This window comes from Arthrobacter sp. B0427-1-12 (assembly GCF_059092905.1).
The window spans coordinates 93334-104101 of record NZ_JBNHIC010000012.1; the positions used below are offsets into that span (position 1 = coordinate 93334).

The 10768-nt window shown below is 70.5% G+C and carries 9 protein-coding genes; 3 read left to right on the plus strand and 6 right to left on the minus strand.

Features of this window, described 5'->3' with window-relative positions:
* The first annotated feature begins 313 nt into the window (after positions 1-313).
* Together AC5RWU_RS09965 and AC5RWU_RS09970 are read left to right on the plus strand one after the other, a co-directional pair.
* Entirely contained in the window at positions 314-2269 is a 1956-nt protein-coding gene (locus AC5RWU_RS09965; RefSeq protein WP_494036975.1) for a bifunctional copper resistance protein CopD/cytochrome c oxidase assembly protein, read from the plus strand.
* A 170-nt stretch (positions 2270-2439) separates the two neighbouring features.
* Positions 2440-3648: a S8 family peptidase gene (locus AC5RWU_RS09970; RefSeq protein ID WP_494029568.1), complete on the plus strand. Its 1209-nt coding sequence runs from the start codon at positions 2440-2442 to the stop codon at positions 3646-3648.
* Between the two features lie 44 nt (positions 3649-3692).
* Here the strand turns inward: AC5RWU_RS09970 and egtD are convergent, their stop codons facing one another.
* Genes egtD through egtA form a run of 4 tightly spaced genes read right to left on the minus strand, consistent with a single transcriptional unit; the run spans position 3693 to position 8171 of the window.
* On the minus strand, positions 3693-4676 hold the full coding sequence (egtD, locus tag AC5RWU_RS09975; RefSeq protein ID WP_494029567.1) for an L-histidine N(alpha)-methyltransferase: 984 nt from the start codon (positions 4674-4676) through the stop codon (positions 3693-3695).
* Positions 4673-5485, minus strand: coding sequence for an ergothioneine biosynthesis protein EgtC (egtC, locus tag AC5RWU_RS09980; RefSeq protein ID WP_494029566.1), 813 nt, complete (start codon positions 5483-5485; stop codon positions 4673-4675). The genes egtD and egtC overlap by 4 nt, the downstream gene beginning before the upstream one ends.
* Before the next feature lie 2 nt (positions 5486-5487).
* Positions 5488-6882, minus strand: coding sequence for an ergothioneine biosynthesis protein EgtB (gene egtB, locus AC5RWU_RS09985; RefSeq protein ID WP_494029565.1), 1395 nt, complete (start codon positions 6880-6882; stop codon positions 5488-5490).
* The gene (gene egtA / locus AC5RWU_RS09990; protein ID WP_494029564.1) at positions 6879-8171 is read right to left on the minus strand and encodes an ergothioneine biosynthesis glutamate--cysteine ligase EgtA; all 1293 of its coding nucleotides are present in this window, start codon (positions 8169-8171) and stop codon (positions 6879-6881) included. The genes egtB and egtA overlap by 4 nt, the downstream gene beginning before the upstream one ends.
* Before the next feature lie 145 nt (positions 8172-8316).
* On the opposite strand from egtA, the gene AC5RWU_RS09995 reads away from it, so the two are divergent.
* Positions 8317-8769 (plus strand): hypothetical protein, encoded by a 453-nt coding sequence (locus AC5RWU_RS09995; RefSeq protein WP_494029563.1) that lies wholly within the window; start codon positions 8317-8319, stop codon positions 8767-8769.
* Between the two features lie 11 nt (positions 8770-8780).
* Here the strand turns inward: AC5RWU_RS09995 and AC5RWU_RS10000 are convergent, their stop codons facing one another.
* Together AC5RWU_RS10000 and AC5RWU_RS10005 are read right to left on the minus strand one after the other, a co-directional pair.
* Positions 8781-10061, minus strand: a complete 1281-nt coding sequence (locus AC5RWU_RS10000; protein WP_494029562.1) for an RNA polymerase sigma factor — start codon at positions 10059-10061, stop codon at positions 8781-8783.
* A gap of 10 nt (positions 10062-10071) precedes the next feature.
* Positions 10072-10485 (minus strand): YciI family protein, encoded by a 414-nt coding sequence (locus tag AC5RWU_RS10005; RefSeq protein ID WP_494029561.1) that lies wholly within the window; start codon positions 10483-10485, stop codon positions 10072-10074.
* Positions 10486-10768 lie beyond the last annotated feature (283 nt).

Below are 10768 nucleotides of genomic sequence, written 5' to 3' on the forward strand. Positions count from 1 at the left end.
GGTACCGATTCAACGGCACCAGGGGGCCGGCAGCGTTCTCGCGCTGAACCAGCGGGGCCGGAAGCCGCGGAGGAGCGTCATCCGGCTCAATATCCTGTACATCGGCCGCCGAGTCCACAAGGATGGAAGGAAGCATCGATCTTGGGGGATCGCATGATCACATGGGCACTGTCCCTTTCCGTCCACGCAGTCCCGGCGCCGCCGGGACTGTCCGTTGAAATGCCCAAAGGCCGCCGTGACCGCCGGCTTGGGTAGGCCGGGCACCCGTGCACCGGAGCTGCGCGGCATTCGCCGGGGCAGCTCGGGCGGATGGGTGGCAGCTGGCCTTGCCCCCGCCGTGCTCGCGCTGGGCTGGGCGCTCCTGTACACAAATGCCGCGGCGTGGCCGTCCGGGCCGGATGCGGCCGGACTGATGGAATGGGCCCGTCCGCTGACCCGGATGGCCAGCCATCTGGCGTTCGCGCTGGTGCTGGGAGCGCTGGTCTTCGGAGCACTGCTCCTGCCTGGCAGCCGGCCGGCCGAAGCCCTGACGACGGCCGTGGGCAAAGCGGCGCCCAAACCTGAACCGGAGCCGCCCGAACTGTCGGTGCACCCGGCATTCCGGCGGGTGGTGCACATAGCCGTTGCCGGTTCGGGACTGTGGGTGCTGTCCGCTGCCGTGTCCCTGACCCTCAGCTGTGCCGAGATCGGCCGCTGTGCGGCACCGGGGGACGGGGGTTTCGCGGGAGCGTTCCTCGCCTTCGTCTCTGCGACGGCGCTCGGACAGGGGTGGCTTGGCGTCCTGGTGATCGCCGCTGCCGTGCTGGTGCTGACCTGCGTGGTCCGGGCGCAGGCCGGTTTGGCCGCTGTGGCATTGGTGGCGGCTGCCGGCGTCGTACCGGTATCCCTGATGCGCCATCTGGAGGGCAGCGACCACCATAATGCGGCCACGGACTCGGTGGCCCTGCATATGCTCGGCGCCGGACTGTGGTTCGGCGGGACCATGGTGCTGGCGCTCGTCGCCAGGTTGCTGACGGTCCGCGGGACCGGCGCGCAGCTGCTCGACGTCCAAGGGCAGGCAGCGGTCCTTCGGCGGTTTTCAGCGCTGTCCGGCTCCGCATTCCTGCTGGTCCTGGTCTCCGGCCTTGTCAGCTCGATGATTGACCTGGGCAGCTGGCAGGCGGTGGCGACGCCGTACGGCAGCCTGGTCGGGATCAAGGCCGTGGCCACGCTGGTCCTGGGCGGCATCGGCCTGCTGCACCGCCGGCTCGCGGTGAGCCGGCTGGAACACGGCGGCCGGGCGCCCGTGTGGCGGCTGGTCGCCGTCGAAATCCTCATCCTTGGTGCGGTCAGCGGCGTCTCCGTGGTGCTCTCACGGCTGCCGGCGCCGGTGCCGTCGGTGCCCGATCCGACCATGTCCGCGGCCCGGCGCCTCACCGGCTATGAACTGCCGCCGCCGATCGATGTCGGGCAGCTGTTCACAGTGTGGCGCATCGACTGGATCTGGCTGAGCTTCATCCTGCTGGCCGCAGGCTCCTATCTGTACGGGGTATCCCGCCTGCGCCTGCACGGGCAGACGTGGCCGGCGCACCGGACGGCGAGCTGGCTGGGCGGGCTGGCGGTGCTGTTCTACGTCACGTGCAGCGCGCCCGCTATCTACGGTCCGATCCTGTTCAGCATCAACACCGCTGCCCACCTCACCCTGGCGCTGGTAGTTCCGTTCCTGCTGATCCTGGGTGATCCGCTCCATCTGGTGAGGGCAGTGGCCCCGCCGCGGTCCGACGGCGGCCTGGGGCTGGGCGAGTTCGCCGCCCTGGCCAGCTCCGCGCGGAACCGGTGGCTGGGACATCCGGTGGCGGCTGCCGGGCTGCTGGTCGGTTCCGTTGCCACCTTCTACTACTCGCCCGCGTTCCTGCTCATGCTCGACGGGGACGTGGCCCATGAGCTCGTCCAGGGCTACTTCATCGTGGTGGGCGCCTGCTTCTACTCCTCGCTTCTGGAACGGTCCGCGCGTCCGGAATTCTCCACCGCCTCACGCGGAGTGGTCGCGGCGGTGACCGCTGTGCTGCTGGGAGCGTGGTCCGGCTGGCTGGCCGCATCACCGACCCCCATCCAGTCCGGCTGGTTCACCGCGCTGGGCCGGGACTGGGGCACCAGCCCGCTCGCGGACCAGCATGACACGGCGCTCGCCGTCTGGTTCATCGCCGTGCTGCCGACGCTGATCCTGGCGGCCTGGGTGGGCCTGCGGGAAAAGCCGGGATCTAGCACCCGGGGCGGCGACATGCGCTGAACCACGGAGTGCGAATCCGGAATCCGGCCGGTCCCGCACGGGTCTTCGCGCGTACGATGGTTAAATCACTGGTATCCGGCACGGCGCCGGGGCATAATCAACGAGATAAACAACGGGGCACAAACAGAGGCGGCAGGGGCCGGCCGACCTCCTCGAACGAGAGGTGACCTGTGGTGCGATCCGCAGCCCGAATTTTCGCGTCCGTCCTTCTGTCCGCTGCCGCGTTGGTTGGCGTCGCCCCCGCGGATTCGGCGCCGCCGGGTTCTGCCGCGCCGGATGCCGCTCCGCCGGATTCCGCGGCTGCCGAACGGGCTGGCCGCTATCTGGTCCGGTTCGCACCTGGAACCGACGCAGCCGCCGAGTCCGCGGCCCTGCGCGAGCGGGGCGTCGACGTGATCCGGACGTTCTCCGTCGCAGTATCCGCCGCCGTCGTGACCGCCACTGAAGCCCAGGCTGCGGAGCTTTCCCGCGCACCAGGTGTGGCCGCCGTCGAACCCGATGCCCCGGTGCATACCACCGCAACGCAGCAGCCGGCGCCGTGGGGGCTCGACCGCCTTGACCAGCGCACGCTGCCGCTGTCCGGCTCCTACACGGCGCCGTCCACCGGGGCCGGCGTGAGCGCCTACGTGATGGACACCGGAGTGCTGGCCTCCCATGCCGAATTCGGCGGACGGGTGGCCGAGGGCTTCACCGTGTTCGCGGACGGACGGGGATCCGCGGACTGCAACGGGCACGGTACGCATACCGCCGGCATCATCGCCGGCTCCACCTACGGGGTGGCCAAGGAAGCGACCATCGTGCCGGTCCGGGTGCTGGACTGCGCCGGGTTCGCCCTGGAATCGGAGATCGTCGCGGGGCTGGAATGGATCGCCGCCGACCACGCCGCCGGGGTTCCCGCCGTGATGAACCTGAGCCTGGGCAGCACCACAGCCGAGGGCACCACCGCTGATGCGGCGCTCCAGGGAGTCATCGACGACGGCGTGACCGCGGTCGTGGCCGCCGGCAACGAGGGCAGCGACGCCTGCCGCGTCTCGCCGGCACGGGTGCCGGGCGCCCTGACCGTCGCCGCCATCGACCAGGCCGACCGGCCCGTCGTGTTCTCCAACCACGGACCCTGCGTCGACCTGTGGGCGCCGGGCGAGTCCATCGAGTCGGCGTGGATCCACAGTGACACCGCCACTGCCGTCCTGTCAGGGACATCGATGGCCTCCCCGCATGTGGCCGGTGCGGCGGCAGTGCTGCTGTCCCTCAACCCTGCCGCAACCCCCGCCCAGGTAGCGGAGGCGCTGGCCAGCAACGCCGGCGCCGCCGCGGAACCGTTGCCCGGCGTCTCCGGGCCGCTCGTGCACGTCCCGCCCGGCTTCGCCTGGGCGCCGTAGGCAGGCCGCAGGGCCGGCCTGGACCCGGGTGGTAGGCCCGGCCGCTAGACGGCTTCCGCCAGGGTCATGGCGTACCGGCCCTGGGCGTCGGTCCACTGTCCGACGACGGCCAAATCCGCCGCAGCCAGCTCCGCGGCGATCCGCTCGGGCCGGAACTTGGCCGAGATCTCTGTCCGCAGGTCCTCGCCCTCGGCGAAGTCGACCACCAGGTCCACGCCGGGAATGCGGACCTGCATGGGGCGGGTGGCCCGCAGCCGCATCTCGATCCATTCCAGTTCCGGCCGCCATACCGCCACGTGCTCGAAGGCCTCGACCTCGAAGTCTGCACCCAGTTCCCGGTTGAGCACGCGCAGCACATTCCGGTTGAAGTCCGCCGTGACGCCGGCGGCGTCGTCATAGGCCGGAACCAGCACCTCCGGCGGCTTGACCAGGTCCGTGCCGATCAGCAGGGTGCCGCCGTCGGATCCCAGCAGCCGCCGGATATTACGCAGGAAACCGGACCGGGCGTCCGGTTCCATGTTCCCGATGGTGCCGCCGAGGAAGGCGATCATGCGGCGGCCTTCGTGCGGGAGCACCTGCAGCTGGGTCTCGAAGTCGGCGGCCACGGGATTCAGCTCGAGGTCGGGGAAAAGCTCCGCGAGCTCCGCGCCGGCGCCGATCAGTGCGCTGTCGCTGACATCAACGGCGATATAGCGCTCCAGTGCGCCCGCCTGATCCAGCGCCCGCAGCAGCAGCGGCGTCTTCCGTGAGGAACCGGAACCCAACTCGATCAGCGTCTCGGCAGGGCAGGCTGCCGCCATTTCCCCGGCATACTGCTCCAGGACCTCGCGCTCGGCACGGGTGGGGTAGTACTCCGGCAGCTCCGTGATCTGCTCGAAGAGCTCGCTGCCCCGCTGGTCGTAGAACCACTTGGGCGGCAGCGTCTTCTCCGCCTTCGTGAGCCCGGCGCGGACGTCCGCGCGCAGGCTTTTCTCCAGGTGGTGCGGGGGCAGGTAATGCGCGATCTCGAGTTCCACTGGCAGCGTCATGGTACGGAGGGTTCCTTCCTGGCGGTGAGCATCGGTGCGGATGTCGCGTCGGACCCGGCGGGTCCGTTGGTGAGGCGGAGCGGGCGCACGTCCACGGTGTCCCGGGTGGCAGTGAGCACCGACAAGTCGGGCACCTCGTGCCAGCCAGATGTGTCGTCGGACGGTTCGCTGGCCACAATGGTCCCTTCGGAACCGGTGCGCCAGAACAGCGTGTCCCCGGCGGCGGTGGCGGCGATGGTGGCGCCGTCGGTCAGCAGCAGGTTGAGCCGGCCGGTGGTGGCGGCCAGCACATCGGCCACGGTCCGTTCCAGCGCATCGGCCGGGCCGTCGCCGGCGGCCAGGCGTTCCAGCACCAGCGCCCAGACCAGCGCGGAATCCACCTGTGCCTCCAGCGACAGCAGGCGCGACGCCGGCAGGCCCGCGGCCAGCTTTTCCACCCGCTGCGGCCAGCCCTCGAGCCGGCCGTTGTGGCTGAACAGCCACCGGCCGTCGGTGTAGGGTGCAGCGGCGGACTCGTCCTGGGTAGTGCCGATGGTCGCCGAGCGCACGGCGGCCAGCACCGCAGTGCTGGCGGTGACACGTGCGACGTCGGCAAAGGACTTATCCGCCCACATCGGCACCGCGCGCCGGTAGCGGGCAGGCCGCGGATCCCCGGGCGCGTACCAGCCGACGCCGAAGCCGTCCGCGTTGACGGTGCCGAACAGCTGCCGGCGCGGCGCCCAGGACTGGCGCAGCAGCCCGAACTCCGGAGTGAGCAGCAGTTCAGCCAGCGACGTCGGCGGGCCCAGGAAAGCGAGGTGGCGGCACATGGTCAGCGCGCTCCTTCCGGCCCGGAGGCCAGCCCTGCGTATTCAGGCCCCGCGCATTCCGGCCCCGCGTCCCGCGCCGTGCGGAAGCCGGCGAAGATCTGCCGCCGGATGGGGTAGTCCCAGTTGCGGAAGGTGCCCCGGCATGCGGCCGCGTCCACGGCCCAGGAGCCGCCGCGCAGCACCTTGTAGTCCGGTCCGAAGAAGACCTCGCTGTACTCCCGGTAGGGGAAGGCGGCGAAGCCCGGGTACGGCCGGAAATCGCTGGAGACCCACTCCCAGACGTCGCCCATGAGTTGCCGGACGCCCAGGGCGGAGGCACCCTGCGGGTAGGAGCCGGCCGGGGACGGGCGCAGCGCGCTGCCGCCCAGGTTGGCGTGCCGGGGCTGCGGGTCCTCGTCGCCCCAGGGATAGCGCCGGGACCGGTCGGCGGCCGGATCCCAGCGCGCCGCTTTCTCCCACTCGGTTTCGGTGGGCAGCCTACGCCCGGCCCAGCGGGCGTAGGCCTCCGCCTCGTACCAGCACACATGCTGCACCGGCTCATCGTCCGGCACGGTCTCGACGACGCCGAACCGCCGCCGCAGCCAGGTGCCGCCGTCGTCCTTCCAGTATTTGGGCGCTTCCAGATTGGCCTCCATCCGGTGTGCCCAGCCGGCGTCGCTCCACAGCCCGGAGCGGGAGTAGCCGCCGTCGTCCATGAAACTCCGGTAGTCCGCATTGGTGACCGGCAGCGTATCGATCCAGTAGGCCGGGACGTCCACCTGGTGCGCGGGGCGCTCGTTGTCCAGCGCCCACGGTTCCACGGAGGTGCCCATGGTGAAGGGACCGGCCGGCACCAGCGCCTCCCGCGGCAGCCGTCCGGCGTCCGGATCCAGCACCTCGGCGGGCAGAGGAGCGGCCTGCAGTATGGGATCGCCGACGCGCAACTGGTGGGTGGCCAGCATGGTCTCGTCGTGCTGCTGCTCGTGCTGGACGATCATGCCGAAGGCGAAGCCGTTCTCCAGCAGCGGGGAGCCCTCCAGCGGGGTGCGGTCCAGCACGTCCAGCGCCTTGTCCCGCACCTCGGCAAGGTAGCGGCGGGATTCGGCCGGGGAGAGCAGCGGCAGCTCGGGCCGGCTGCTGCGCGAATGCTGGAAGGCGTCATACATGTCGTCGATGTCGCAGCGCAGCGGCTCCCTGCCGCCGACATCGCGCACCAGCCACAGCTCCTCCTGGCTGCCCACATGCGCCAGGTCCCACACCAGCGGGGACATCAGCGGCGAGTGCTGCTTGAGCAGCTCCTGGTCGTCGCAGTCGGTCAGCGCCAGCGTGCGGCGCCGGGCGGCCTCCAGCCGCGCGGCCAGCTGGGCGCGCAGCGCTTCCGGCGCCAAGGCATCCGGGGCGGCGGTTTCGGTGGTCATCGCGGATCCTCCTCGGGCTCCAGCCGGCCGGTGCGGTGCCAGGCTTCCAGCCGCTCGTCCGACGGCGAGCGGCCCTGGGCGGTATAGCGGTCAATGAAGGACTCCACCCGTGTGCGCGTGGCCGGGTCCGCGCCCCTCCTCGGCAGCGCGTCGAGAGCGGCCTCGGCACACACGGCGGCAGCCGCGGCCAGCACGGGATGGCCAAGGCCCTCGCGGGCGGCGGCAGCCAGCGGATCCTCCAGCTGGGTGAGGCACCCGCAGGCTTCGGCGGCCAGGTCCGCCGCGCGCGGATCCTCTACCAGGGCGGGTACGACGGCGGCCGGCACCTCCCAGTCACCGCCGGCCTGGGCGTCGATCACCCGCAGTTCGAGGAAGCCACGCGGGCGGACGGGCGGGAAGAGGGTCGTGAGGTGGTAGTCCAGGTCCTGCCTGGTCGGTCGGCGCGGGCCGTCGCCCCGCAGCCAGGCCCGCATGGTCAGGCCGCGGGGTGCCTGCCAGGATTCAGCCGGGGGACCCGCGTCGTTGGTTCCGGGTGCGTCTGCGGCGGGCGGGATGCAGAGCACCAGCGCGTCGAGGGCGTACCGGGCCCAGTCCACCCGCGGATCATCGGATCCGGCTTCGGGAGCGGCGGTCCGGGTGGGATCGGTGGCCAGCCAGATGGCCTGGCGCTCGCACTGCCAGCCGGTGGGGCGGCCGGCGCGGAAGGGGGAGTTGGCAAACATTGCCACCAGCACCGGGGCCAGGGCGTGCAGCTGCCGCCAGCGTTCAGCGGGGTCGAACCCGGCATCCAGCGAGACCTGCAGCGACGCGGTGGAGCACATCATGGTGCGTCCGGCCTGGCCGGACTGGTCGAAATGGTGCTGCATGGCAGCGTAGCGCGGCAGGTACAGAGTGCGCACGGGCGGCCGGTGCGGATCCAGGGCCAGACCACCGGCACGCAGGCCGGCGGCGGCCAGCCGGGCGTCCGCCGCGGCGAGGTCACGGCGGGTGGAGCCGATGAGCGCGGGCAGGTCCGGGGCGCAGGCCGAACTGACCTCCAGCTGGCCGCCGGGTTCGAAGGTGATGCGTCCGCCGCCCGGAAGCGGGCGGTCGGACGGTGCCACGGCATCCCGCACGGCAGCCACCGGGACGGGGAGTGCGGGATCGGCACGGTCATGGATGGTCCGTTCCACCTCGATGCCCAGGGCTCCGGGCGGGCCGGTTTTGAAACAGACGGACGCCACATAGATTTCCGCCTCGTCCTCGGACAGGGGAAGGGAACCCTGGCCGGTGTGCACGGACGATGTCATTGATCCCCCCTTCCGGTAGCGGGCGTCGCGCCCTGCCAGTGAAACAGCGGCCGGACGGGCTTGTCAACGGATCCGCAACGATCCGCAATGAGCGCACGGCGGTCCCTGTGCAGTGCGAGAATTGGCACGGAGAAGGAGGGCAGACATGGAACGGCTCCGGATTGGCGCCCGGCTCATTCTTCCGGCAGTCTGGCTGGGACTCATCATCGGCATCTCGCTGATCGAAGCTCCGCTGAAGTTCCAGGCCCCGGGCATCATCATTCCGCTGGGCCTGGGAATCGGGCGGCTGGTCTTCACGGCGATGAACATCGTGGAACTGGTCATTGCCGCACTGTTGACGCTGGCCTGCCTCAGGCCGGGGACGGACCGCGGCTTCTGGCGGCTGGTCGGCGCATGCTGGGCCGTGCTCCTGGCGAAGGTTGCCGTGATCCGGCCGCTGCTGAACCGGCGCACCGACGCGGTGATCGCTGGCACCGACGACGGCGGATCCGCCCTCCACTACTTCTATATCGCCGCGGACGGGATCCTCATCATCCTGCTGGTGCTGATGCTGGCCGCCGCAGCCCGGCGCTGGCTGGCGACCGCCGTCGGAAAATAACGTCCCCGGAATCAGCCGCTGGGGGTGCCGCCGGGAGCGCAGGTGGCGGCCCGGTTCAGCAGCAGCGTCCGCTCGCGCTGGTTCTGCGTGAGTCCGGCCGCCCGCGTGAATTCCGCGCGCGCTTCTTCCAGGCGTCCGAGCTTGTGCAGCAGGTCGGCCCGCACGCTCGGCAGCAAATGGTAGTTCGCCAGCTGGCCCTGCTCCACCAGCCGTTCCACGACTTCCAGCCCGGCTTCCGGCCCGTAGGCCATCGACAGCGCCACGGCGCGGTTGAGCTCCACCACCGGTGAGGGCATGAGCTGAGCCAGGGCATCGTAGACGGCGGCGATGCGGTGCCAGTCCGTGTCCGGACCGGTCGCCGCGCGGGCGTGGCAGGCGGCGATCTCCGCCTGCAGCTGGTAAGGCCCTGCACCGCGCCCCAGCCCCCTGGCCCGGTCCAGCGCGGCCAGCCCGCGGCCGATCAGCAGCCGGTTCCAGCGCCGCCGGTCCTGGTCCAGCAGCAGCACCGGTTCGCCGGACGCGTCGGTCCGGGCGCCCAGCCGCGAGGCCTGGATTTCCATCAATGCCGCCAGCCCGTGGATTTCCGGTTCGGCCGGCACCAGTTCTGCGAGCATCCGGCCCAGCCGCAGCGCTTCCTGACAGAGTTCCGGGCGCGTCCAGCGCTCGCCGGACGTCGCCGTGTAACCCTCGTTGAAAATCAGGTAGATCACGGCCAGGACCGCACCCAGCCTTTCGGGAAGCTCCCGGCCGGCCGGGACTTCGAAGGGTACCCGGGCGGCAGACAGGGTCCGCTTGGCCCGGACGATCCGCTGGGCGACCGTCGGCACCGGCACCAGGTAGGCGCGGGCGATCTCCTCGGTGGACAGGCCGCCGACCAGCCGCAGGGTCAGCGCCACCTGCGCCTGCCGGGACAACACCGGGTGGCAGGCCACGAAGACCAGCCGCAGCACGTCGTCGTCCACCGGATTGTCCAGCAGCTCCGGATCCGGCTCTCCGGAAATGGGAACGGCGGACCGTTCGCAGGCCATCTGCCGGTACTTGCCGTCCAGCCGCTCCTGGCGGCGCCAGTGGTCCACTGCCCGGCGCTTGGCCACTGCCGTCAGCCAGGCACCCGGATTGTGCGGGATGCCCCGCTCCGGCCACTGTTCCAGGGCCTCGACGACGGCGTCCTGGGCGAGTTCCTCGGCCAGGTCTACGCTGCCGACCGTCCGCACCAGGGCAGCAATGACACGGGCGGATTCGATCCGCCACACCGCGTCCACGGTGCGGCGGATCGAATCCGGTGCGGTCATGGGCGGGCTGTCAGGAGGTGGGGGCCTCGTGTTCCGCGCGCCACTGGACTTCCTTCTGGATGTATTCGTTGTCCTGGTCGAACTCCGAGACGTCGAAGACCTGGCGGACTTCGATCTGGCCGGTCTGCAGCGGCACCCGGCGGGCCCACTCGACCGCTTCCTCCTTGGATGCGGCCTGGATGATCCAGAAACCCGCGATCAGTTCCTTGGCCTCGGTGAACGGACCGTCCGTGACCGTCCGGGCGTCGCCGGAGAACTCCACCCGCGCGCCCTCGGAGCTGGGGTGCAGCCCCTCGCCCGCAAGCATGACGCCGGCCTTGATCAGTTCATCGTTGTAGCGGCCCATCGCGTTCAGTTCTTCATCGGTGGGCATCCGGCCGGACTCGGTGTCGGCGTCGGACTTGAGCAGCATCATGTACTTCATGGTCGGTCTCCTGTAGGGGTTTTGAACCGAAGCGCATTTCGCTTCATACCCTAGCGTCGAATGGGCTGGTACGGGATCGACAGCGTGCGGGAAGTTTTTTGGGTCACGTGCCCGGACTGACGGTGGCCACGGTGGTCGCCGAGCAAGTTCAGATAGCTGAGAGGTTCGTCCGACGACTGACGGCTCCCTATTGCCTCATTGCAATACCTCCGGGAAGACTGATTCGTTGCCTCATTTGAATTTCTCCGGATGAGGTCATGGCCGGGAGTGCATCATGGGTGGG